Annotated in this window: 22 protein-coding genes, 1 pseudogene and 1 riboswitch; of the genes and pseudogenes, 14 read left to right on the top strand and 9 right to left on the bottom strand. The window is 73.6% G+C overall.

The genetic code is table 11. The features are described 5' to 3' along the window. Nucleotides 1-126: 126 nt before the first annotated feature. Nucleotides 127-423, bottom strand: coding sequence for a hypothetical protein (locus tag ACFV4F_RS01600; RefSeq protein WP_380500060.1), 297 nt, complete (start codon nucleotides 421-423; stop codon nucleotides 127-129). Between the two features lie 220 nt (nucleotides 424-643). Between ACFV4F_RS01600 and ACFV4F_RS01595 the strand changes: the two genes are divergently transcribed. Both ACFV4F_RS01595 and ACFV4F_RS01590 read left to right on the top strand, forming a co-directional pair. Beyond that, nucleotides 644-1,495 (top strand): helix-turn-helix domain-containing protein, encoded by an 852-nt coding sequence (locus ACFV4F_RS01595; protein ID WP_380500059.1) that lies wholly within the window; start codon nucleotides 644-646, stop codon nucleotides 1,493-1,495. A gap of 13 nt (nucleotides 1,496-1,508) precedes the next feature. Continuing rightward, nucleotides 1,509-1,616, top strand: a pseudogene (locus ACFV4F_RS01590) (DUF397 domain-containing protein); the annotation flags it as partial. Here ACFV4F_RS01590 and ACFV4F_RS01585 read toward each other — a convergent pair. Both ACFV4F_RS01585 and ACFV4F_RS01580 read right to left on the bottom strand, forming a co-directional pair. Beyond that, complete coding sequence (locus ACFV4F_RS01585; protein WP_380500058.1) at nucleotides 1,565-2,365, bottom strand: sirohydrochlorin chelatase; 801 nt, start codon at nucleotides 2,363-2,365, stop codon at nucleotides 1,565-1,567. The pseudogene ACFV4F_RS01590 and the gene ACFV4F_RS01585 overlap by 52 nt on opposite strands. Further along, nucleotides 2,365-3,489, bottom strand: coding sequence for a uroporphyrinogen-III synthase (locus tag ACFV4F_RS01580; RefSeq protein WP_380500057.1), 1,125 nt, complete (start codon nucleotides 3,487-3,489; stop codon nucleotides 2,365-2,367). The genes ACFV4F_RS01585 and ACFV4F_RS01580 overlap by 1 nt, the downstream gene beginning before the upstream one ends. Nucleotides 3,490-3,682: 193 nt before the next feature. Between ACFV4F_RS01580 and ACFV4F_RS01575 the strand changes: the two genes are divergently transcribed. From ACFV4F_RS01575 to ACFV4F_RS01540, 8 genes are all read left to right on the top strand, one after another. Continuing rightward, complete coding sequence (locus tag ACFV4F_RS01575) at nucleotides 3,683-5,932, top strand: molybdopterin oxidoreductase family protein (RefSeq protein ID WP_380500056.1); 2,250 nt, start codon at nucleotides 3,683-3,685, stop codon at nucleotides 5,930-5,932. Further along, complete coding sequence (locus ACFV4F_RS01570) at nucleotides 5,929-7,158, top strand: NAD(P)/FAD-dependent oxidoreductase (protein WP_380500055.1); 1,230 nt, start codon at nucleotides 5,929-5,931, stop codon at nucleotides 7,156-7,158. Before ACFV4F_RS01575 ends, ACFV4F_RS01570 begins: the two co-directional genes overlap by 4 nt. A gap of 14 nt (nucleotides 7,159-7,172) precedes the next feature. After that, nucleotides 7,173-9,758, top strand: a complete 2,586-nt coding sequence (gene nirB / locus ACFV4F_RS01565) for a nitrite reductase large subunit NirB (protein WP_380500148.1) — start codon at nucleotides 7,173-7,175, stop codon at nucleotides 9,756-9,758. Beyond that, the gene (gene nirD / locus ACFV4F_RS01560; RefSeq protein WP_380500054.1) at nucleotides 9,755-10,123 is read left to right on the top strand and encodes a nitrite reductase small subunit NirD; all 369 of its coding nucleotides are present in this window, start codon (nucleotides 9,755-9,757) and stop codon (nucleotides 10,121-10,123) included. The genes nirB and nirD overlap by 4 nt, the downstream gene beginning before the upstream one ends. Beyond that, nucleotides 10,120-11,493, top strand: a complete 1,374-nt coding sequence (locus ACFV4F_RS01555) for a nitrate/nitrite transporter (RefSeq protein WP_380436552.1) — start codon at nucleotides 10,120-10,122, stop codon at nucleotides 11,491-11,493. The genes nirD and ACFV4F_RS01555 overlap by 4 nt, the downstream gene beginning before the upstream one ends. A 127-nt stretch (nucleotides 11,494-11,620) precedes the next feature. Then, the gene (locus tag ACFV4F_RS01550; protein WP_380436550.1) at nucleotides 11,621-12,088 is read left to right on the top strand and encodes a hypothetical protein; all 468 of its coding nucleotides are present in this window, start codon (nucleotides 11,621-11,623) and stop codon (nucleotides 12,086-12,088) included. Next, on the top strand, nucleotides 12,088-12,516 hold the full coding sequence (locus ACFV4F_RS01545; protein WP_380436548.1) for a cupredoxin domain-containing protein: 429 nt from the start codon (nucleotides 12,088-12,090) through the stop codon (nucleotides 12,514-12,516). The genes ACFV4F_RS01550 and ACFV4F_RS01545 overlap by 1 nt, the downstream gene beginning before the upstream one ends. A gap of 215 nt (nucleotides 12,517-12,731) precedes the next feature. Next, the gene (locus ACFV4F_RS01540) at nucleotides 12,732-13,376 is read left to right on the top strand and encodes a hypothetical protein (protein ID WP_380498488.1); all 645 of its coding nucleotides are present in this window, start codon (nucleotides 12,732-12,734) and stop codon (nucleotides 13,374-13,376) included. 55 nt (nucleotides 13,377-13,431) lie between these two features. Here the strand turns inward: ACFV4F_RS01540 and ACFV4F_RS01535 are convergent, their stop codons facing one another. The 4 genes from ACFV4F_RS01535 to ACFV4F_RS01520 are packed head-to-tail and all read right to left on the bottom strand — an operon-like array spanning nucleotide 13,432 to nucleotide 15,287. Continuing rightward, nucleotides 13,432-13,851 (bottom strand): glyoxalase, encoded by a 420-nt coding sequence (locus ACFV4F_RS01535; protein ID WP_380500052.1) that lies wholly within the window; start codon nucleotides 13,849-13,851, stop codon nucleotides 13,432-13,434. Between the two features lie 55 nt (nucleotides 13,852-13,906). Then, nucleotides 13,907-14,404 (bottom strand): hypothetical protein, encoded by a 498-nt coding sequence (locus ACFV4F_RS01530; RefSeq protein WP_380500051.1) that lies wholly within the window; start codon nucleotides 14,402-14,404, stop codon nucleotides 13,907-13,909. A 46-nt stretch (nucleotides 14,405-14,450) separates the two neighbouring features. Then, nucleotides 14,451-14,954 carry a winged helix-turn-helix domain-containing protein gene (locus ACFV4F_RS01525; protein WP_380436540.1) on the bottom strand — a complete coding sequence of 168 codons (504 nt, stop codon included), beginning with the start codon at nucleotides 14,952-14,954 and terminating at the stop codon, nucleotides 14,451-14,453. 60 nt (nucleotides 14,955-15,014) lie between these two features. After that, the gene (locus ACFV4F_RS01520; RefSeq protein ID WP_380500050.1) at nucleotides 15,015-15,287 is read right to left on the bottom strand and encodes a hypothetical protein; all 273 of its coding nucleotides are present in this window, start codon (nucleotides 15,285-15,287) and stop codon (nucleotides 15,015-15,017) included. A 393-nt stretch (nucleotides 15,288-15,680) separates the two neighbouring features. Beyond that, nucleotides 15,681-15,867: riboswitch (M-box (ykoK) riboswitch) on the bottom strand. A gap of 198 nt (nucleotides 15,868-16,065) precedes the next feature. Here ACFV4F_RS01520 and ACFV4F_RS01515 point away from each other — a divergent pair. Then, on the top strand, nucleotides 16,066-17,277 hold the full coding sequence (locus tag ACFV4F_RS01515) for an alpha/beta hydrolase (protein WP_380436536.1): 1,212 nt from the start codon (nucleotides 16,066-16,068) through the stop codon (nucleotides 17,275-17,277). 162 nt (nucleotides 17,278-17,439) lie between these two features. Here ACFV4F_RS01515 and ACFV4F_RS01510 read toward each other — a convergent pair whose 3' ends face one another. Both ACFV4F_RS01510 and kdpB read right to left on the bottom strand, forming a co-directional pair. Then, a complete protein-coding gene (locus ACFV4F_RS01510; protein WP_380436534.1) occupies nucleotides 17,440-17,925 on the bottom strand; it encodes a universal stress protein in 486 nt (161 codons plus the stop codon). 201 nt (nucleotides 17,926-18,126) lie between these two features. Next, nucleotides 18,127-20,298 (bottom strand): potassium-transporting ATPase subunit KdpB, encoded by a 2,172-nt coding sequence (gene kdpB, locus ACFV4F_RS01505; RefSeq protein ID WP_380500049.1) that lies wholly within the window; start codon nucleotides 20,296-20,298, stop codon nucleotides 18,127-18,129. A 354-nt stretch (nucleotides 20,299-20,652) separates the two neighbouring features. On the opposite strand from kdpB, the gene ACFV4F_RS01500 reads away from it, so the two are divergent. The 3 genes from ACFV4F_RS01500 (at nucleotide 20,653) to ACFV4F_RS01490 (ending at nucleotide 22,746) form a co-directional block, all read left to right on the top strand. Then, nucleotides 20,653-20,826, top strand: a complete 174-nt coding sequence (locus ACFV4F_RS01500) for a hypothetical protein (protein WP_380436530.1) — start codon at nucleotides 20,653-20,655, stop codon at nucleotides 20,824-20,826. A gap of 33 nt (nucleotides 20,827-20,859) precedes the next feature. Next, nucleotides 20,860-22,206, top strand: coding sequence for a diaminopimelate decarboxylase (gene lysA, locus ACFV4F_RS01495; RefSeq protein WP_380500048.1), 1,347 nt, complete (start codon nucleotides 20,860-20,862; stop codon nucleotides 22,204-22,206). Between the two features lie 111 nt (nucleotides 22,207-22,317). Next, nucleotides 22,318-22,746 carry an ML domain-containing protein gene (locus ACFV4F_RS01490; protein WP_380500047.1) on the top strand — a complete coding sequence of 143 codons (429 nt, stop codon included), beginning with the start codon at nucleotides 22,318-22,320 and terminating at the stop codon, nucleotides 22,744-22,746. Nucleotides 22,747-22,871: the final 125 nt, after the last annotated feature.

Below are 22,871 nucleotides of genomic sequence, written 5' to 3'. Positions count from 1 at the left end.
CGCGCCCCAGGCCCGCCCCCCCCGCGCCCGCCAGGGCGGCGGTCCGGGCGGTTTGTTCAGCCCGCCTGGGTACCATGGGCGCGGGAAGTCGGCCGGATCGACTTCCCGCGCAGAGGGTTCTGAGGATCAGGCGGCTTCGAGGTGGTCCAGTGCGGCGGCGGCCGGTTGGGCGAGCCAGACCAGGCGCGCGGAGATCCCCGGCCGGGTGGTGAAGTGGCGGACGGCGCGCTCGGGGGAGGTGAGGGCCATGCGCGCCCGGCCGTCGATGCTGATGACGTGGGTCGGCCCGTCGGCGTCGGCGAGACCCCAGGCCACGACCCACCCGTCGGCGTCGGCTGCGCCCTCGTCGCACACCTGGACGACGGCGAAGAGCCGGGGTGCGGTGTCGAGTACGAGCGCGCACAACTCCTGTTCGAAGGGCACGTGGGGGTTTGGAGAGGGCGCAGCAGCCATGGAAGTCTCCTACGTGAACGGGAGTTGGGCGCGACGCTGCCACCGCCAAGGGCGGCGGAACGTAACTGACGCAGAATCAAAGATAGCCAGCCCGGTACTATGTAGACCACCGCCTTTGAAGAAGTATTAGCACCGCCACTCCAAAGGGTGAACGGCGCCGGCCATGGCGAGCGAGGGAAGGGAGCAGCGGATGCCACCCAGCAAGATTCCACCGAGCATCCGGCAGCGGCGACTCGGCGCGGAGTTGCGCCGGTTGCGTGAGCAGGCGGGACTGTCGGTCACGCGAGCCGGGGAGCTGCATGGCACCCCGCAGTCCCGGATCAGCAACATCGAATCCGGCGGCTACCCGGTGAGCGCGGACCGGGTGCGGACTCTGGCGCGCCTCTACGGCTGTGCGGATGACGCCCTGATCGAGGCGCTGACGCGTTTGACCGGCGGTCGCACGAGGGGTTGGTGGGAGGAGTACCGCGAGATCCTTCCGGCCGGGGCGCTCGACCTGGCCGTACTCGAACACCACGCGCAGTCGATGCGGATCGCTTCCGCGATCCACGTCCCCGGACTCTTGCAGACCCCGGAGCACGCTCGCGCGCTCTTCCGGGATGTCGTTCCGCCCTTCTCGCCGCCGGAAGTCGAGCATCTCGTCTCCCATCGCATCAAGCGGCAGGCGGTGATCTATGGCGAGCAGCCGATTCCGCTCTCTGCCGTCGTCCACGAGGCTGCACTGCGGATGGGCTTCGGTGGATCGGTGGTCGCCCGTGAGCAACTGGAATACCTGCTGACCGCGAGCGAGCGACCGCACATCGACCTGAGGGTGATCCCGTTCGGCACCGGGAGCTACCCCAGCTCCGGCGCCGGGATTGTGTACTTCGAGGCCGAGGTCGCACGATTGGACAGTGTCCAGGTCGATGGCGACAGATCGGAGTTCATTGACACCGAGCCGCAGTTGATCAAGTATCGGGCTGTGATGGACCGGTTGGAGGCGAGCGCGCTCCGGCCGGACGCATCCCGCGACCTCATCCGCCGAATTGCCCAGAGCATCTGAGACAGGACCGAGTATGGCCGTTCACGACTGGCAGAAGTCCTCGTTCAGTGGTGACGCAGCCAACTGCATCTATGTCGCGGCGGCCCCTGACCGCAGTATCAGGCTCCGGGAGAGTGATGAGCCCGACGTCGTCATCGCCACCTCGCGCGACAGGCTCCGTTCCCTTCTGGTCGGCGTCAAGGCTGGTGAATTCGACCGGCTGACCTCGTCGTAGCGGTGGAGGATCAGGCGGGCGACGGCCTCGTGGGCGGCGAGGGGGGCGCTCGTCCACCTCGCTTCCGTCGTCGCGGCTCGGCGGGCGAAGAAGCCGGGGGCCAGGAGGTAGGTCGCTACTGCTACCTCTCGGTGGCCCTCGGAGTGCAGCGCGGCTACGGCCTCGTGGGGGGTGGGGCTCGCCGCCGACAGGTGGGCCGGGGTGACCGGGCGGCCCAGGTGGGTGGCCAGGAGGCTTGCCATCCGTGTCGTGTCGGCGATGGCCGTCGGGTCGGAGGAGCCGGCGCCGGCCAGGACCACCGGGGCCTCCGGGGTGGCGCCGCTCTCGGCAAGGCGATCGGCCAGGGCTTCGGCGAGCAGCGGGTGTGGGCCCAGCGCGCGGGCGACCTGGGACGTTGGGAGGCCGGCGGCGGCCACCGCTGCCGGGATGTCGACGCGCACGTGGTAGCCGGTGCTCAGGAGGAGCGGGACCAGGATGGGGTTCTGGTGCTGAAGTTGGGCGAGGGCCAGGGCCTGGTCCAGCGACGGCCGGTTCAGGTCCAGGAAGCAGCAGCGGACCGGCAGTTCGGGTCGGAGAAGACGAACGCGGTGAAGTAGCGCTCGAATTGTCGCGGACGACGCCGCGTCCCGGCTCCCGTGCGCCACGGCCAGCAGCATCAGCCCGCCGCCAACCGGTAGCCCCGCTTGGGCACCGTCCGGATGAGCCCCGCATGCGCGCCCAGCGCCGCCCGCAGCCGCCCGACGGCCGCCTCGACCGCGTGTTCGTCCGCGCTCGCGTCCGTCCAGGCGGCGCGCAGGAGTTCGGCGCGGCTCAGCACGTGCCCCGGGCGTTCGGCGAGGGCCCGGAGGACGGCGGCGCCGCGAGGGCTGAGGAGGTGGCTCTCGCCGTCGACCAGTGCCGCGTTGCCCTGGAGCGTCAACACCGCATCGGACAACGGGATTTCGCGCCGGCCGAGGGTGGGAAGCGTCTCCGCCAGCAGCCGGACGAGCGAGCCCAGCCGGCCGCGTTCCGGGTACACCGTCGGCAGCCCGAGGTCCGCGAACGGGCGTGCGCACAGGGCGCCGACGCACACGGGCAGGACGTCCCCGCGCAGGGCGTCGAGGACGGGTTCGCGCAGGCCCTCGGCCTCCGCGGTGGCGAGGAAGGCGGCGACGGCGGGCGCGCTGGTGAAGGTGAGCGCGTGCACCTGGCGCCGGACGGTCTGCTCGACCAGCCGCCGCACCGGGGCCATGTCGTCCGGCGGGGCCCAGCGGTAGACGGGGACGGAGATCACCTCGGCGCCGCGTTCGCGCAGGGCCGCCGCGAAGGCGTCGAGCCGCACGCCGTGCTCCTGGACGGCGATCCGGCACCCGTCGAGGGGGCGGGCGAGCAGCCAGGTGAGGAGCTCGTCGGTGGCTTCGGTGCTGGGGGAGAAGCCCTCGCCGAGGCCGCTGGCCCGTACCGCGCCGGTGGCCTTGGGGCCCCGGCTGAGCACGACCGCGCCCCGGCAGGCCTCGGCGAGGGCGGTTCCGCGGCCCCACCCCTCGGCGGCGCTCATCCAGCCGCGCCAGCCGACGCCCGTGGTGGCGACCACGTAGTCGAGCGGGGCGGCCAGGCACCGCTCGGTGGCCTCGCGCAGGGCGAGGTCGTCGGCGAGCGGCAGGATGCGCAGCACGGGCGCCTCGACCACCTGGGCGCCGCGCCGGGTGAGGAGGGCGACGAGTTCCTCGCGGCGGCGAGCCGCGGTGACCCCGACGGTGAAGCCGGTGAGGGGCCCGGGCTGGGCGGTGGGGGTTGCCATGCCGGTCAGCGTGCGGCGTGCACGTTACGGGGGCGTTGCCCGCCCGTCACCCCCAGGTAAGCGAAAGGGCTGCTCCGGTTACGGCCGGTGTTCCTGGAGCGCACCCTGGGGCCGGGCGGCCGTGAGGGAGGTGTACCGCGCCCGCAACACGGGTGACGCGGTCGCGAAACAGCGGACGGCGACATTCCTCGGCATGACGCTGACCAGCCCGAAGGCGGCCCCCACGCCGACCACCGACACCCACTGCCCGTACTGCTCGCTGCAGTGCGGCATGCGGCTGGGTGGTGGCGTGGACGGCACGCCCGAGGTGCTGGAGCGGCCGGAGTTCCCGGTGAACCGGGGCGCGCTGTGCGGCAAGGGCCGTTCGGCGGCGGCCGTGCTCGCCCGGGACGTCCGGCTGACCGGCCCGCTGCTGCGCGACCGGCCCGGCGGGCCGCTGCGGGCGGTGGGCTGGCCGGAGGCGCTGGACCGCGTGGCGGACGGGCTCGCCCGGGTGCGGGAGCAGCACGGGCCGGACGCGGTGGGCGTGTTCGGCGGGGGCGGGCTGACGAACGAGAAGGCGTACCTGCTGGGCAAGTTCGCCCGGGTGGTGCTGCGCACCGCGAACATCGACTACAACGGCCGGTTCTGCATGTCCTCGGCGGCGGCCGCCCACCGCAGGGCCTTCGGCCTGGACCGCGGCCTGCCGTTCCCGCTGGAGGACATCCCGCACACCGGCTGCCTGATCCTGGTCGGCGGCAACCCGGCCGACACGATGCCGCCGGCCGTGCGCTACTTCCGCGAACTGCGCGAGAACGGCGGCACCCTGATCGTCGTGGACCCGCGCCGCACCCGCACCGCCGAACTCGCCGACCTGCACCTGCAGCCCCGCCCCGGCGGCGACCTGGCGCTCGCGCTGGGCCTGCTGCACCTGGTGATCGCCGACGGCCTGGTGGACAAGGACTTCATCGCCGGGAGGACGTCCGGCTTCGAGGCGGCCCGCGAGGCCGCGATGGCGCACTGGCCGGACCGCGTCGAGCGGATCACCGGCGTGCCCGCCCACCAACTGCGCGAGGCGGCCCGGCTGTTCGGCACCGCCGAGACCGGCATGGTGCTCACCGCGCGCGGCCCGGAGCAGCAGAGCAAGGGCACCGACACCGTCGGCGCGTGGATCAACCTGTGCCTGGCGACCGGCAACTCCGGCCGTCCGTACGCCGGTTACGGCTGCCTCACCGGTCAGGGCAACGGGCAGGGCGGGCGCGAGCACGGCCAGAAGGCCGACCAGCTGCCCGGCTACCGCTCGATCGAGGACCCGGCCGCCCGGGAGCACGTCGCCGCGGTGTGGGGCGTGCCTCCCGAGAGCATCCCGGGCCCGGGTAAGTCGGCGTACGAGCTGCTGGACGGCCTCGGCCGGCCGGACGGCGTCCGGGCGCTGCTGCTGGCCGGCTCCAACCCGGCGGTGTCCGCGCCGAACGCCGGGCACGTCACCGAGCGGCTGCGCGCGCTGGACCTGCTGGTCGTCGCCGACCTGGTGCTGTCCGAGACGGCCCGCCTCGCGGACGTCGTCCTGCCCGTGACGCAGTGGGCGGAGGAGGACGGCACCACCACCAACCTGGAGGGCCGGGTCATCCTGCGCCGCCGCGCCTTCGACCCGCCCGAGGGCGTCCGCAGCGAGCTGTGGGTGCTGCGCGAACTGGCCGCCCGCCTGGGTGTCGCGACCGGCTTCCCGGTGGCGGCCGAGGAGGCCTTCGACGAGCTGCGCCGCGCCTCGGCCGGCGGCGACGCCGACTACGCGGGCATCAGCTACCGGCGGATCGCGGCGGAGGACGGCGTGTTCTGGCCCTGCCCGGCCGAGGACCACCCGGGCACCAGGCGGCTCTTCCTCGACCGGTACGCGACCCCGGACGGACGGGCCCGCTTCGCGGCCGTCACCCACCGCCCGGCCGGCGAGGAGCCAGACGAGGAGTACCCGCTGTACCTGACCACCGGCCGGGTGCTCGCCCAGTACCAGAGCGGCGCGCAGACCCGGCGGGTGGCCGAGCTCACCAGGGCCGCGCCCGGCCCGTTCGTCGAGCTCCACCCGCGGCTCGCCGAGCGGCTCGGGGTGGCCGACGGGGAGCCGGTGGCGGTGACGAGCCGGCGCGGACGGGCGGTGGCCCCGGCGCGGATCACCGACGCGATCCGGGCGGACACCGTGTTCATGCCCTTCCACTGGCCGGGGGCGGGCCGGGCCAACAGCCTGACCAACCCGGCGCTCGACCCGGTGTCCCGGATGCCGGAGTTCAAGGTGTGCGCGGTGCGGGTGGAGAAGGCGGCCGGGCCGAGCGGCGGCTGGGCTGCCGGGGACGGCGAGGCAGCGGGCGGGCGGGACGGCGGTTCGGACGGGCAGGCCGCGCGCCCGTTCGACCGGAGTGGCGAGGTGGCCGGGCAGGCCGCGCGCGCCGGACAGGAGGTGGCACCGTGACCAGGGAACCGAGGATCGCCGTCGTCGGCGGCGGCATGGCCGGCGCCCGCTTCGCCGAGCGCTACGGCGCGCTCGGCGGGCCCGGCACCGTCACCGTCTACGGCGCCGAGCCGCGCGCGCCCTACAACCGGGTGCTGCTCGCGGACGTCCTGACCGGGCGCTACGACGCCGAGTCGATCGCGCTGCCGCTCGGCGGGGCCGAAACCAGGCCCGGCTGCGAGGTCGTCGTCCTCGACCCGGCCGCCCGCACGCTGACCCTGGCCGACGGCACCGTCGAGCCGTGGGACGAGCTCGTCCTCGCGACCGGCTCCAACCCGGTGCTGCCGCCGGTGCGCGGGCTGCGCCGCCCCGACGGGCTGGGCCTCGCCGAGGGCGTGCACACCCTGCGCACGCTGGAGGACTGCGGGCGGCTCGCCGAGGAGGCCGTCACCGCGAAGCGCGCGGTGGTGATCGGCGGCGGGGTGCTCGGCGTGAGCGCCGCCCGGGCGCTGGCCGCGCTCGGCGTCCGCACCGAGATCGTCCACCAGGCACCACATCTGATCGAGCGTCAGCTCGACCACGAGGCGGCCGAGGTACTGCGGGAGCGGCTGCTGGCGCTCGGCGTCGAGACCTACGCCCGCAACCGCGCCCGCGCCGTCCACGGCGGGGAGAGGGTCGGCGCGGTGGAACTGGCCAACGGCTACCGGCTCGACTGCGACCTGGTCGTGCTCGCCTGCGGCACCCGCCCCCGCACCGCCCTGGCGTACGGCGCCGGGCTGCCGGTCGGCACCGGGATCCTGGTCGACGACCGACTGGCCGTCGCCGGGGACGTCTCCGCCGGGAACGTGTCCGCGATCGGCGACTGCGCCGAGCACCGCGGCACCGTCCACGGCCTGGCCGGCCCCGCCTGGGAACAGGCCGACGTGCTCGCCCGGCGGCTGTCCGGCGCCGACCCGGACGCCCGCTACACCGGCAGCGTCCCGCGCGCCCGGCTCAGCACCGGCGACCTGGAGTACGCGGCCTTCGGCGCCGTGGACGAGACCCTCGACCCCGGTCTCGACGTCCTGCGGATCGCCGACGCGACCCGCGGCAGCTACAAGAAGCTCGTCCTGCGCGGCGACCGCCTGGTCGGCGCGATCCTGCTCGGCGACCTGGCCACCGTGGACGCGCTGGCCGGCGCCTTCGAGAGCGGCGGACCGCTCGGCGGCCACCCCCTGCACCTGCTCACCCGAGGAGAACCGCGATGACCATAAGCAATGGGATGACGCCCGACCACCGCAGCAGCCGTGACCTCGTCCTGGTCGGCCACGGCATGGTCGGCCAGCGCTTCCTGGAGGCCTTCACCGCGCTGCCCGCCGCCCGCGGCTGGCGGATCACCGTGCTCGCGGAGGAGCCCCGGCCCGCGTACGACCGGGTCCACCTGAGCGCACTGTTCGACGGCCGCACCGCCGAGGACCTCTCGCTGTGCCCGCCCGGCTTCCCCGCCGAGCACGGCATCGACCTGCGCCTCGGCGACCCGGCCACCGCGATCGACCGGGCGGCGCGCCTGGTGCGCACCCGATCGGGCGCCGAAGTCCGCTACGACGCCCTCGTGCTGGCCACCGGCTCGGTCCCGTTCGTCCCGCCGGTGCCCGGCAAGGACGCGCCCGGCTGCCACGTCTACCGCACCATCGAGGACGTCGACGCCATCCGCTCGGACGCGGAGAAGGCCGCCACCGGCGTCGTCGTCGGCGGCGGGCTGCTCGGCCTGGAGGCCGCCGGCGCACTGCGGGCCGGCGGACTGACCACCCACGTCGTCGAGTTCGCGCCCCGCCTGATGGCCGTCCAGGTCGACGACGGCGGCGGCGCCGTGCTCCGCCGCAAGATCGAGGACCTCGGTGTGACGGTGCACACCGGCGCCGGCGCGAGCGGCGTCGTCACCGGCGAGGACGGCCGGGTCACCGGGCTCGCGCTCTCCGACGGCCGCGAACTCGCCGCCGACCTCGTGGTGTTCTCGGCCGGCGTGCGCGCCCGCGACCAGCTCGCCCGCGACTGCGACCTGCCGGTCGGCGCCCGCGGCGGCGTCGTCGTCGACGAGCACTGCCGCACCGCCGACCCGGCGGTCCTCGCCATCGGCGAGTGCGCCCAGGCCGCCGACGGCCGCGTCTACGGCCTCGTCGCGCCCGGCTACCAGATGGCCGAGACGGCGGCACGGACGCTGGCCGACCTGCCCGGCGAGGGCTTCACCGGCGCCGACACCTCCACCAAGCTCAAGCTCCTCGGCGTCGACGTCGCCAGCTTCGGCGACCCGCACGGCACCGCCGAGGGCGCGCTCGACGTGCTCTACAGCGACAGCCGCGGCGGCGTCTACCGCAAGCTCGTCATCGGCCGGGACGGCGCCCTGCTCGGCGGCGTCCTGGTCGGCGACACCGACGCCTACGGCACGCTGCGCCCGCTCGCGGTGGCCGGCAAGCCGCTCACCGTCCCGGCCGAACAGCTCGTGCTGCCCGCCGGGTTCGCGAACGCCGGACCGGTCGCCCTGCCCGATGACGCGGTGCTCTGCTCCTGCCACAACGTCACCCAGGGCGCCGTCCGCGCCGCCGTCCGCGACCAGGGCTGCGACAGCGTCGCCGCCGTCAAGAAGTGCACCCGGGCCGGCACCGGCTGCGGCAGCTGCGTCAAGATGCTCGGCACCGTCGTCACCGAGGAGCTGGAGGCGGCCGGCGTCAGCACCGACAAGGGCCTGTGCGAGCACTTCGCCCACACCCGTGCCGAGTTGTACGAGATCGTCCGCGTGACGGGGATCGGGAGCTTCTCCGACCTGCTCGACCGGCACGGCAGCGGCGAGGGCTGCGAGGTCTGCAAGCCCACCGTCGCCTCCATCCTGGCCAGCCTCGGCAACGGCCACATCCTCGACGGCGAACAGGGCGCCCTCCAGGACTCCAACGACCACTTCCTCGCCAACATCCAGCGCAACGGCTCCTACTCGGTCGTCCCGCGCGTACCCGGCGGCGAGATCACCCCCGAGGGCCTCATCGCGATCGGCGAGATCGCCCGCGACCACGGCCTCTACACCAAGCTCACCGGCGGCCAGCGGATCGACATGTTCGGCGCCACCGTCGACCAACTCCCGGTGATCTGGCGCAAACTGGTCGACGCCGGCTTCGAGTCCGGCCACGCCTACGGCAAGTCGCTGCGCACCGTGAAGTCCTGCGTCGGCGAGACCTGGTGCCGCTACGGCGTCCAGGACTCCACCACGCTCGCCATCGAACTGGAGCTCCGCTACCGGGGGTTGCGCTCCCCGCACAAGCTCAAGTCGGCCGTCTCCGGCTGCGCCCGCGAGTGCGCGGAGGCGCAGAGCAAGGACTTCGGCATCATCGCCACCTCGGCCGGCTGGAACCTCTACGTCGGCGGCAACGGCGGCATGACGCCCCGGCACGCCGACCTGCTCGCCGCCGACCTCGACCGCGAGACGCTCATCCGCACCATCGACCGCTTCCTGATGTTCTACATCCGCACCGCCGACCGCCTCGAACGCACCTCGGTCTGGCTGGAGCGCCTGGAGGGCGGCCTCGACCACCTGCGGGCCGTCGTCCTCGACGACTCGCTCGGCATCGCCGCCGAGCTCGACGAACTGATGGCCCGTCACATAGGCGGCTACCAGGACGAATGGGCCGAGACCCTGGCCGACCCCGACCGGCTGCGGCGCTTCTCCTCCTTCGTCAACGCCCCCGGAACCCCCGACCCGGCCGTGACCTTCGTCCCCGAACGCGGCCAGATCCGCCCCGCCCGCCCGGGCGAGGACGGACACACCCTCGAATCCCCGGTCCTCATCGCCGGGGCCCGACTGGAGGTGCTCACCCCGTGACCGTTCAGATCCACGACGTTCAGATCCACGACGGCACCCGCTGGCACGCCGTCTGCACCCTCGACGACCTGCAGCCCGGCCGCGGCAGGGCCGTCCTGCTCTCCGAGGCGCACCAGGTCGCGCTGTTCGTCGACCGCGCCGGGAAGCTGTACGCCGTCGACAACCTCGACCCGTTCAGCGGCGCCCAGGTGCTCTCCCGCGGCCTGCTCGGCAGCCGCGGCGACCGCCCCACCCTCGCCTCGCCGATGTACAAGCAGGTCTTCGACCTCACCGACGGCCGCTGCCTCGACGAGGACACCGCCCCCGACGGCCGCCCGGCCGTCCTGAAGGTCTGGCCCGTCCGGGTCTCCGGAGGTGCGCAGTGACGACAGTCGTCGAGGCCGGTACGGCCGGACCGGCCGAACTGCGCGGCTGGGACCCGGAGGACGAGGAGTTCTGGCAGCGGGCCGGCGCCCGCATCGCCCGGCGCAACCTCGTCTTCTCCGTCCTCTCCGAGCACATCGGCTTCTCGGTGTGGAGCCTGTGGTCGGTGCTCGTGCTCTTCCTCGGGCCCCAGTACCACATCGACACGGCGGGCAAGTTCACGCTCACCGCGCTCCCGACCGCGCTCGGCGCGCTGCTGCGCCTGCCGTACACCTTCGCCGTCGCGCGGTTCGGCGGACGGAACTGGACGGTGATCAGCGCCCTGCTGCTGCTCGTGCCGACCGTGCTCGCCGCCCTCGTCCTGAAGCCCGGCGTCTCGTACGGGACGCTGCTCGCGGTGGCCTGCGTGGCCGGCGTCGGCGGCGGCAACTTCGCCTCGTCCATGGCCAACATCAACGCCTTCTACCCGCACCGGCTCAAGGGCTGGGCGCTCGGCATCAACGCGGGCGGCGGCAACCTCGGCGTGCCGGCCGTGCAGCTGCTCGGGCTGCTCGTCCTCGCCACGGCGGGCGCGGCCCACCCGCGGCTGCTGCCGCTGATCTACCTGCCGCTGATCGTGCTCGCGGCGGCGGGGGCCTGGTGGAGGATGGACAACCTGCCGGCGTCGTCCGCCGGTTCCAAGGAGGGGCGGGCGCTGCGCGAGGTGGCCCGGGACCCGTACGGCTGGGCCGTGTCCGCGCTGTACATCGGCACGTTCGGCTCGTTCATCGGGTTCGGCTTCGCCTTCGGGCAGGTGCTCCAGGTGCAGTTCCACGACCGCTTCGACACCCCGGTCAAGGCTGCCGCGCTCACCTTCCTCGGGCCGCTGCTCGGCTCGCTCCTGCGGCCCGTCGGCGGACGGCTCGCCGACCGCTGGGGCGGCGCGCGCGTCACGCTCGCGACGTTCGCGGCCATGGGCGCCGGGACGGCCGTCGTGCTCGCCGCCTCCCGGGCGGGCTCGCTGCCGCTGTTCCTGGCCGGGTTCGTCGCGCTGTTCGTCCTCAGCGGGATCGGCAACGGCTCGACGTACAAGATGATCCCCGCGCACTACCAGGGCCGGGCCCGCGCCGCCGTCGCCGCGGGCGCCGACCCCGCGGCGGCGGAGACCGACGCACGGCGGCGCTCCGCCGCGCTCATCGGGCTCGCGGGTGCGATCGGGGCGTTCGGCGGGGTGATCGTGAACCTCGCCTTCCGGCAGTCCTTCCAGGCCAGCCACAACGGGGACGCCGCCTACGTGGGCTTCCTGGCGGCCTACCTGGCGTGCTCGGCGCTCACCTGGGTCGTCTGGCTGCGGCCGGGCGCGCGGGCCGGGCTGGTGCGGCAGGCGGCCTGAGGCCGGTGACGGGCGCCGGGGCGGCGCGTGCCGGGGGGTGTGAGCCGTTCGGGCCGCCCGGCGCGCGGGGCCGGGGGCGGGCGATTAGCGTCGGCCGCAGCTCGTCCTAGCCCCAGGGAGGTTGGCAGTGCAGCGGTGGATCATCCTGACGGTCCTCACCACGGCCCTCAGCGGCCTGGCAGTACCCGCAGTGCCCGCAGTGGCCGATGCGGGCCCCGATCAGCCGACGACGTCGGTCACCATCGACGGCGCGCGGATCGACCAGAAGATCCCGGGCAAGGTCCGGGTCGACGTCACATACGTGTGCGGGGTGGCCGCCGAGGCCAGGTCGCTGACCGTCACGGTGGAGCAGCAGGACCCGGAGGACGCCGCCACGAAGGCCTTCGGCTCCACCCGCACGGCCGACACGGACATCCAGTGCGACGGGACGGAGCAGCACCGCCAGCTCATCGTGTCGTCCAAGACCACCAACTGGATCCCCGACGTGGACGCCGTCCTGACCGCCACGGTCTCCAACCTCGGCTCCGCCCCGCCGGCCTCGGCCGACGCCCGCCGGATCCGGCTCGCCACCCCCACCCCCGCCGCAACCGGCTGATGCGCCCGCCGACCCGGCTCGCCCGGGCCGGCGGCGCCCTCCTCCTCGCCGCCGGCCTGAGCGCATCCCTCACCGGATGCCTCAGCGCCTACATCGGCTCGGCGCCGGAGGACAGCGGCCCCACCACCGCACCCGCCGCGCCACGGCTCCCCACGACGGCGGCCCCCAGCGGCCCGACGGCGGTGACGGTGACGATCGGGAACTTCCTGTTCCAGCCCGCGAACTTCACCGTCCGCCCCGGCGGCACCGTCACGGTGGTGAACGCCGACACGGTCGAGCACACCCTCACCGCCCAGGACCGCACGTTCGACACGGCCCCCATCGCCCCGGGCGCCTCGGCCACCTTCAAGGCACCGGCGCAGCGCGGCGCGTACTCGTACCAGTGCACGTTCCACCACTTCATGCGGGGCATCCTGACGGTGGGTTAGGCCCGTCGTGGAGTCCCCGCCGTTCGACGGGACGATGGATCCGGCCGGGCCGGACCGCGGCGTGTGCCCATGGCCGATCCCGCTCCGTAGCCGCAAGTTCACTGGTCACGACTGCTGCTCCCTTTGCACCCCATGCTCTACAGTGCTGTAGAACTAAGAGCTGGTAAAGCAGGCGCCAAGGCGGGGGCGACGCGAACAGCGAACGGGGTTGAACCATGGACAGACCGCTCCGGCTACCTCAGCAGGACCGGGCCGACTTCGAGACGGTGCTCAGCAGGGCGCTCGCGGGGGCGGCGGTGCAGGCCGCGCTGCGCGCGAGGGGGGAGCAGGCGCACGGGGTCGAGCGGTTGCGGCGGTGTGCGCGGGACAACGCGGAGTACGTGCTGGCCGCCGCCGCGCCCGAGTACGAGCGGTACGCGGGGTTGCGGGCGGACGCCGACGCGGAGGCGCGGCTGCCGGTGGACGCGCCTGCGCCGGAGCGGGCCTCGGGGTGGCTGGGGGTGCTGGCGGTGATCGTGCCGCTCGTCTCCGGGGCCGCGGCCGGGATCTTCCTGCTGCTCGGCTACGCGCTCGGGCTGGCCGACGACTCGGAGGTGCTGGGCGGGGCGCTGGTCGGTGCCGGGTGGGTCGCGGCCGGGGTGGCGCTGGTGAGTGCGCTGGCGGGCGGGATCGGGCTGGCCGCCGCGGCCTCGCGCTCGCGGGCGGCCGAGGGCGGTGACGCCGGGGCCCCGGGCGAGTTGGCGCTCGCGCGGGACGCCTGGCGGACGGCGCTGGCGGAGCGCGGGATGGTGCCGTACCTGGTCGCCCAGGCGAACGCCGGGCGCGGCGGGGCCACCGCCGCGCCCGGGTCGCGGGTGTAGAAGCCGGATACGGGCAAGGAGACCTCAAGGAGCCTGCGGTTTCGGCTGGTTGCCTTCACCGGTACGAAGGCTCCTTGGATGATCCGGTCGGCTGTGCAGGGGTGGGCGCGGGCTGCTGTTCGACGAACTCCAGCAGGTTGCCGACCGGATCCTGGGTGTAGAAGCGGCGGTTCGGCGGCAGCGAGGTGTCCCACACGACCAGCGCGCCGGAGCTCTCCAGCCGGCTCGCGAAGGCGTCGATCTCGTCGACGACCAGGCCGGGGTGGGCCTTGGCGGTCGGCCGGAAGGCGTCCTCGATGCCCAGGTAGAGCCGGACGCGGCCACCGTCGGCGGCGAACCAGCACCCGCCGCGTGCGGCGAGCGAGGCCGGGCGGGGGAGCTCGGCCATCTGCAGGATGTCGCCGTAGAAGGCGCGCAGCATGGCCTCGCTGCCGGGTGGGGCGGCGAGTTGGACGTGGTCCAGGGCGGTGATCACCGAAGGGTTCCTCTCGTGGTGCGGTGCAGGGGGCGGGAGTTGGCGGGTGTAGTCGTCAACGGTGCTGGGACGGAGGCGGGTTGGCGCCGGGCCGATGCGGTCCCCGGCGCCGCTCGCGGACGGCGTCCACGAGGATCCGGACGGTCGGGACGGGCAGGTCCAGTCGGCGGGCGATCCACGGCGCGGTGTGACCGCCGAGGGCGAGCACCCAGGCCGCGTAGAGCTGGTTGAGCTGCGGCCCGTCCTCGGTGAGCAGCAGCGGGCGGACGGCCTCCATCGGGAAGCCCTCCAGGGCGCGGGTGCTGTAGACGGGGCCGTCCGGGCCCGGCGGAGGCAGCGGGAGCCTCCGCCGGGCCGCCAGGCGGCGGCCGACGAGCAGCGCGCCGACGAGCAGCAGACCGGTGGCGGCGGACCCGATGAGGGCGGCGCCGATCACCGGCCGGTCCGGGTCCGAGGCCTCGTTCAGCGCGAGGCCTTCGAGGACGAGCAGCGTCAGGACGACGAGCAGCCCCGCCGCCTCGCCGCGCCGCGGGAGCAGCTTGCCGGGAGTCATCGGAAACCTCATCGTGGCCGTGGTGACGGTGAGTTGGCGAAATGGGTCAGGCCGCGGCGGCCAGCCGGGGGTCGTACTTGTAGCCGACCTGGCGGACGGTCGCGAGGGTGGGCCGGTGCCCGGGGCCGAGCTTGCGGCGTATCCGGGCGATGTGGGTGGAGATGGTGCGGGTGTCGCCGTTGTCGGGGCGGCCCCACACGCTCTCCATCAGCTGGCGGCGGCTGTGCACCCGCAGGGGGTTGGCGACCAGGTGGGCGAGCAGCTCGAACTCCATGAAGGTGAGGTCGACTTCGCGGCCGTTCACGGTGGCGACGCGCTGCTCGGGGTCGATCGCCAGCCCGTTCGGCGGGGTGTCGTCCCCGGCCTGCGGGCGGATGGCCCGGACGGTGGCGGCCCGGACGGAACCGGCCTGTGCGGGGACGCGCTCGGCGGGGGCGGCGGGAACGGCGGGGGCGGCCTTGGCCGCGGGGGCGCTCGCCGTCGTGACGGCGCGGAGGGCGGCCCGGTGGTCGGAGAAGATGACGTCGAGCCGGGGGTAGCGGACGGCCATGACGGGACTTCCTTCGGCGTGATTCTGCTGGTGGAGTGGGTGGCAGGGGCGGACGGGCGGTCAGCTCTCGGCGTGCCAGCGGGCGCACAGCCCTGCCGTCCCGTCGGCGGCGGTGACGGCCTCCCAGCGGGCCCGCAGGCGCATCGGCGGCCCGGCCGGGGCCTGCGAACCGATGGCCCGGAGCACGGTGTCGTCGATCGGGCCCGCGGTGATCGAGCCCGCGGCGATCGGGCCCGCGGCGATCCGGCCGAGGACGCCGGCGAGGGCGGCGCGCAGGCCGCGGGGCGGAACGGTCCGGGTGGTGGTGGGGTGGAAGAAAGCGGCGACGGACATGGCGACTCACCTCGGGTTCAACGGTCGGCGGGCGTGCGAGGGCATGCCCCGGCCGGGCGTGGCGTGGGGTTGGCGGGTTGACGCGCGGGCCCGCCTGGCGGCGTGCGACGGTGACCCCCTGCGGGCACGGCACCGCGACCCGGGGCGGCCGTCCGATGCAGGGCCGCGCGGGCACGGTGGTGTGCGCATGCACTGACGAAACGTCAGGAGCATGGTGGGATAAGGGGGTTCAGCGTCTGCCGGAGGCGTGCTCGGGCATGCGGGAACGGGGCCGACTGTGGCCCGGACTACTACTACTGCTGTCCATGCGATCGCCTCCTTCCGGTCGGACGCACCACGGGCGGTGCGTTCATCGACTCGGCAGGAGCTCGCCAACCTGCCCCCCGGGCCGCCGGCTCACCCCAACTCGTCAGAGCTTTGGCACTTCACGGCGTAATCCCCGGCCGCAACGGGCACTGCGGGGAAGCCACTTGGGATCAACCCTTAGGTCGGGAAGATCTGTCCTGAACCTGGGCGTCTCTCGACGTCGTCGGGTCAGTGGCCTGTGTCCGTGAAGACGCCTCACCGAACGAGGTGCCTTTTCAAACACCCGAAAGCATAGCCCGGAACCGGGCGATCCTCGACACCTTTGTCGAACTTCTGACACGAACTCCCGGCGAACTCCCGGTACGAACGCCCTCCCCGGAGCGCATGACGTTCGGGTGCCATCCGATTACGGTGGGTGGGAGGCGCTGTGGATCCGGGACCGGTGGTCCACAGTGGTAGGGGAGGCCGGACCATGGGACTCACCAGTCACAAGCTGCTCGCGCTGACGGCGCTGTTCACCGTGGCCACGGTGCTCGGCACGCTGTGGGTGTGGCCGAAGTTGGCCGTCCGGAGCTGGCCGGCGATGTTCCTGCGGCTCGGCACGATCGTGCTCACGCAGCTGGCGCTGGTCGCCACGCTGGGGCTCGCGGTGAACGACTACTTCGTCTTCTACAGCAGCTGGTCCGACCTGCTGGGGCACGATCGCGGGGCGGCCGTGATCCAGGGCGCCGGAGCCACCCCGAGCGCTACGGGGACGAGCGGTGCGGGGGCGAGCGGTACGGGGACCAGCGGTGCCGGGACGACCGGCACCGGGCCCGCCCGCTCGCCCGCCGGGATCCAGGTGCTCGGCACGGCGGACATCACCGGCGCCCCGGCGGGCAGCCGCGACCCGGCGCAGATCGGGCGGCTCGACAAGGTCCGCATCCCCGGCGGGACGACCGGTCTGAGCACCGACGGTTACGTCTACCTGCCGCCGCAGTACTTCCAGCCGGGCGGCGAGCACCGGCAGTTCCCCGCGCTGCTCGTGATGACCGGCTTCCCCGGCGACGCCGCCAACCTCGTCACCAAGCTGCGCTACCCGGCGTACGAGCTCGACCTGCTGCGGAAGGGCGCGATGCGGCCGGCCGTGCTCGTGCTGATGCGCCCGTCGCCGTCGATGCCCCGGGACAGCGAGTGCGAGGACGTCCCGAACGGCCCGCAGGCGCAGTCGTACTACACGACGGACGTCCCGGCCGACCTGCGCGCCTCCTACCGGGTCCTGGACGGCACCGGGAGCCTCGGCGTGATCGGCGACTCGACGGGCGGCTACTGCGCGCTCAAGCTCGGCATGGTGCACCCGCAGACCTTCCCGGCCGTGGTCTCGCTCTCCGGCTACTTCAAGGCGGCGGACGACATCACGACCGGGGACCTCTTCGGCGGCAGCGCGCAGCGCCGCGACGAGGCCGACCTCACGTGGCGCCTCGCGCACCTGCCGATGCCGTCGCTGTCGGCGCTGCTCGCGGACAGCAAGGAGGACGGGAGCACGTACGCGGACTCGTCGGCCTTCGCGGCGGCGGCCCGTCCGCCGCTCACGGTGGCGCAGGCCACGGTGGACTCGGGCGGGCACAACTTCACGACCTGGACGCGACTGCTCCCGCCCTCGCTCACATGGCTGAGCGACCACCTCAACGCCCCATCTCCGTAGGAACGTTGGCATGGCGCTGCCCCCGTCCGGGCGGATCGGACGGGGGCGGCGGAGGGGGGCTCGCCGGGCCGGCCCCGGCGGCCCTGGTCGTGGTGCCGCGGTGATGCGGTCGGTGGCGTGGTGCCGCGATGCCGCGATGATGCGGTGCCGCGGTCGGTGGCGTCAGCGGGCGAGGAGCGGGAGCGGGGCGCCCGTGCGGGCGGGGAGTTCGAGGCGGGTCAGCAGATCGGACGGGGACACCTCGACGACCCGGCATCCGGCCCGGTGGCGGCAGTGGCGGGCGACCGACGCGTGGCGCAGCCGGTCGAGCCGACGGCGGGTGGCGGCGCCGATCACGAGGATGTCGTCCGGGCCGGTGACGGCGCCGACCAGGGCGGGTCCCGGTTCGGAGTTGACCACCACGGGGTGGACGACCAGGCCGGACGGGTACCCGCCGTAGGCCTGTTCGAAGGCGATGTCGAGGCGCCGGCGGGCGGCGTGCTCCAGTTCGGACAGTGGTCGCAGCCCGTCCCGGTCGTGCGCGGTCCAGGCGGCGACCGGCACGAGGGTGGCTCCGTGCCGCGCCGCTTCGCCGACGGCGTGGTAGAGAGCGGCGAGACTGCTCAGTGATCCGCTCAGGCCGACGATCACTCGGGTGGTCCCGGTCATGGCCGTTCGCCTCCGTGTGCCAGTTTGTCTTCGTGTGGGTGCGTGTCTTCGGTTCCGTCATGTCCAGTGAACCCCGGAACCACCCCGTCCGCGTCGCCGCTGACGCTGCCATGACGCGTGTCGCCCGCATCTTGACGGCCCCCTGACAGCCGTGCGTACTAGTAGCACCGGTGCCGGTACCGCTACTCGCACCGGCGGCGGTCAGCCCAGCCCCGGGACGAACTCGATCAGCAGGTCGATCGCCTTGATGCCGAGGAACGGCAGGACCAGCCCGCCCAGCCCGTACACCCGCAGGTTGCGCCGGAGCAGGTCGGTCGCGGAGGCGGGCTGGTAGCGGACGCCGCGCAGGGCGAGCGGGATGAGCGCGACGATGATCAGCGCGTTGAAGATGATCGCGGAGGCGATCGCGGACTGCGGGCTGTGCAGCCCCATGATGTTGAGGTGGTGCAGCCCGGGGTAGGCGTTCGCGAACATCGCGGGGATGATCGCGAAGAACTTGGCGACGTCGTTGGTGATCGAGAAGGTGGTCAACGCGCCCCGGGTGATGAGGAGTTGCTTGCCGACCCGGATGATGTCGATGAGCTTGGCCGGGTTGGAGTCGAGGTCGACCATGTTGCCCGCCTCCTTCGCCGCCGGGGTGCCGGAGTTCATGGCGACGCCGACGTCGGCCTGGGCGAGGGCGGGGGCGTCGTTGGTGCCGTCGCCGGTCATCGCGACCATGTTCCCGGCGGCCTGCTCCTGGCGCAGGTAGGCGAGCTTGTCCTCGGGCGTGGCCTCGGCGAGGAAGTCGTCGACCCCGGCCTCCTCGGCGATGGCCTTGGCGGTGAGCGGGTTGTCGCCGGTGACCATGACCGTGCGGATGCCCATCCGCCGCAGCTCGGCGAAGCGTTCGGCGATGCCCTCCTTGACGACGTCCTTGAGCTCGACGACGCCGAGCGCGCGGGCGCCGTGCCGGTCGTGCACGGCGACGAGCAGCGGGGTGCCGCCGTCCCCGGCGATCCGGTCGACGAGCGGTTTGGCCGCCATCGGCAGCCGGCCGCCGGACTGCACGACCCACTGGGCGACGGCGTTCGCGGCGCCCTTGCGGATGAGGCAGGCGGTCCCGTCGGGCCAGCTCAGGTCGACGCCGCTCATCCGGCTGTGCGCGGTGAACGGGACGGGCCGCTGTTCGCCGAGCTCGCCGGGCGCCCTTGGCGGCACCCAGTACTGACGGTTCGTCAGTTCGACGAGCGAGCGCCCCTCCGGCGTCTCGTCCGCGGCGGACGCCAACTGTGCCGCCTCGGCGAGCTGTTCGGTCGTCGCGCCGGGCAGCGGGTGCAGGGCGACGGCCCGCCGGTTGCCGTAGGTGATGGTGCCGGTCTTGTCGAGCAGCAGCACGTCGACGTCCCCGGCGGCCTCGACGGCCCGGCCGGAAAGGGCGACGACGTTGCGCTGGACGAGCCGGTCCATCCCGGCGATGCCGATCGCGGAGAGCAGCGCGCCGATGGTCGTCGGGATGAGCGCGACCATCAGGGCACACAGCACGACGGTGGTCTGCGGGGCGTGCGCGTAGATGGCCATCGGCTGGAGGGAGACGACGGAGAGGATGAAGATGATGGTGAGCGACGCGAGCAGGATGTTGAGCGCGATCTCGTTCGGCGTCTTCTGTCGGTTGGCCCCCTCGACCAGGCTGATCATCCGGTCGATGAAGCTCTGCCCGGGCCGGGAGGTGATCCGGACGACCAAGTGGTCCGAGAGCACTCTGGTGCCGCCGGTGACGCTGGTGCGGTCGCCGCCGGACTCGCGGATGACGGGGGCGGACTCGCCGGTGATCGCGGACTCGTCGACGCTGGCGACGCCCTCGACCACCTCGCCGTCCTGCGGGATCACCTCGCCGGCCGATACGAGCACGATGTCGTGCAGCATCAACTCGTTGGCGGGGATGACTTCGTGACGGTGGTCAGGGATGCCGACCCGCCAGTGCAGCAGCCGTCGGGCGGTGGTGCCGGCCTGCGCGCGGCGCAGCGAGTCGGCCTGCGCCTTGCCGCGCGCCTCGGCGACGGCCTCGGCGAGGTTGGCGAACAGCACGGTGAGCCAGAGCCAGAAGCCGATGAGCCACGCGAACACGCTGGGGCGGGCGACGGCGGTGAGCGTGGTGAGGGCCGAGCCGGTCTCGACGACGAGCATGACCGGGTTGCGGACCATCGTGCGCGGGTGCAGCTTGCGGACGGCGGCGGGCAGGGCCTCGGCGAGCTGCTGCCGGGTGATGAGGCGACGGCGTCCGTTGGCGGGGCCGCTGGGCCGATGACTGGGGTGCTGCGGTTGCTGTGGTTGCTGCGGGTGGGGCGCGTGCTGCGGGTGGTCGGTGGTGTCCGTGAGGGCCGTACGGCGCATCGTCTCGGGGACCTTCCGGGCTGCCCCTTGCGGTGGGGCGGCGGGTTCGGTGGCGACGGGAACGGCGGACAGCCCACCACCGGATTCCTGTGCGCCATGCCGGTCTTGACGCGGGCTTGGCGGCGGAACGGCCTTCTTTGACAGTTCCCTGACACCATGATCGATCCGGCCTCCGACCTGCGCGAACACCCGTTCGGGGGGTTGGGGTCGGGGGGAATGTCAGGAAGTCGTCAAGGTGGGCCCCGTTCGCGTAGGTCACGCGTCAAGGGCGGGTGCGGTCGGTGTGCGATGGGTTTGCACTGGAACCGGGGGCCGCGGACGACGGCCCTCCACGACCTTCCCTGGGAGTCTTCGATGACCACCGCCACCGCCCTGATCGACGTCGACGAGCCGCTTGAACGCACGATCCGCCTCGTGCCCGTCGCCGAGCGCCCCGAGCCCGCGCCCGCCGCCCCGGCCCCTTCCGAGGTCGACCGCAGCCGTACCCGCCCGGCGCACTGCCGGTACGCGATGCACTTCGAGGACTGACCGCCACCCGCTCGACGTTCCGTAGGAGCCGCAATGACCCAGCTCACCGCCCCTCCCTCCGTGACCTCCACCTCCGCCGACGCGCTCGGCGGCCCCTGGCCCGCGTCGGCGCGGACGGGGCCCGGCGGGGAGGTGCTGGTCGGCGGAGTCGGGCTGGCGGAGGCCGCCGAACGGTTCGGCACGCCGCTGTACGTCCTCGACGAGGCCGAGGTGCGGGGGCGCGCCCGCGCGTACCGCCGGGCGCTGCCGCACGCGGACGTGCTGTACGCGGGCAAGGCGTTCCTGTGCAGCGCGATGGCGGACTGGGTCGCGGAGGAGGGACTGGGCCTGGACGTCTGTTCGTCGGGTGAACTGTGGCTGGCCTCGTCCGCCGGGTTCCCGGCGCAGCGGATCCTGCTGCACGGCAACGCGAAGTCCCCGGAGGACCTGAGGCTGGCGCGGCGGTTGCGCGTCGGCCGGATCGTCATCGACGGGCCGGCGGAGATCGCTCGGCTCGCGGCGCTGGTGGCGGCGGACACGCCGCAGAAGGTGCTGGTCCGGGTCGTCCCGGGGATCGCGGCCGGGCACCACGCGGCCGTGCGGACGGGGGTGGGCGGCCAGAAGTTCGGCTTCCCGATCGAGGGCGGCGACGCGGCCGATGCCATTGCCCGGGTGCTCGACCAGCCGGGGCTGGAACTGGTCGGCCTGCACTGCCACTTGGGCTCGCAGATCACCGAGATCGAGCCGTTCCTCCAGTCCGTGGACACGCTCGTACGGCTGCTCGCCGACGTGCGCGACCGGCACGGCGTCGAGCTGCCCGAGCTCGACCTCGGCGGTGGCCACGGCATCCGGTACCTGCCGGGCGACGAGGAGCTGGACGTCGCCGAGTTCGCGGTGCGGGTGACGGACCGGCTGGCGGTGCGCTGCGCCGAGGCGGGCCTGGAGGTGCCGCGCCTGATCGTCGAACCCGGCCGGGCGATCGCCGGCCCGGCGGCTGTGGCGGTGTACCGGGTGCTGTCCGTGAAGCACACGGCGGACGGGCGGACGTTCGCGGCGGTGGACGGCGGCATGAGCGACAACCCGCGGCCGGTGCTGTACGGGTCGGAGTACACCGTGCGGATGGTGGGCCGCCGTACGGACGCGGGGACGGCGCGGGTCGACGTGGTCGGGCGGCACTGCGAGGCCGGGGACGTGCTCGTGCGCGACGCGCCGCTCCCTGCGGATCTGCGGCCGGGTGACCTGCTGGCCGTCCCGGCGGCGGGGGCGTACCAGCTGTCGATGGCCAGCGGCTACAACATGGTGGGTCGTCCGCCGGTGGCCGCCGTGAAGGATGGCAGGGCACGGCTGCTGATCCGGAGGGAGACGGTCGAGGACTTCCGCCTTCGGGAAGTCGGCCGCTGAGCGCGCACCCGTTCGAGTGGTTTGACGTGTCTCCGTCCGTAGGAGCCGCCTGCCGGAGTCCAGACTGTCGCGACGTGCCACGGCGGTGCGTCGTGACGGAGGGAGTTCAAGATGGCCGGCTGGAGCTATGTGGACAGAGGTTTGCCGACGGACGCGCTACAGATCAAGTCCATGACCGTCACCCCGGATCCGCCGAAGCCGGGAAGCCCCGTCACACTCCGGATCGACGCGACTGCGACGAGGGCGATCGAGGACGGCGCGTACTTCGACCTCGTGGTCAAGCTCGGGCTGATCAAGCTGATCGAGCGCAAGTACGACCTCTTTGCGGAGCTTCGCGGCGGCGGTGCCGAGGGCCTGGAGCTGAGCTGCGACACCAGCGACGGAAAGCGCCCCATCCCGAAGGGGGACGCGGTCCTGACAGCGGTCATCGGCCTCCCGAGGGAGGTTCCGAGGGCGAAGTTCAAGCTCCAGGTCCGCGCCTACACGGTCGATGACGACGATCTGGCAGCCGTGGACTTCGACGTCGACCTCTCGCGCTAACCGCACCTGCGAACGTCGTGGGGGGCCCCCCCCCCCCCGCCCGCGGGCGGGGGGGGGGGGCGGCGGGGGGGCGGGGGGGGCGCGCGCGGGGGGGCGGGGCCGGGGACCGGGCAGCGAGCGAGGGT

Source organism: Kitasatospora sp. NPDC059722 (assembly GCF_042733235.1).
GTDB lineage: Bacteria > Actinomycetota > Actinomycetes > Streptomycetales > Streptomycetaceae > Kitasatospora.
Note: the sequence above shows the minus strand (reverse complement) of the source record. Positions and strands in the feature narration are given on the sequence as shown.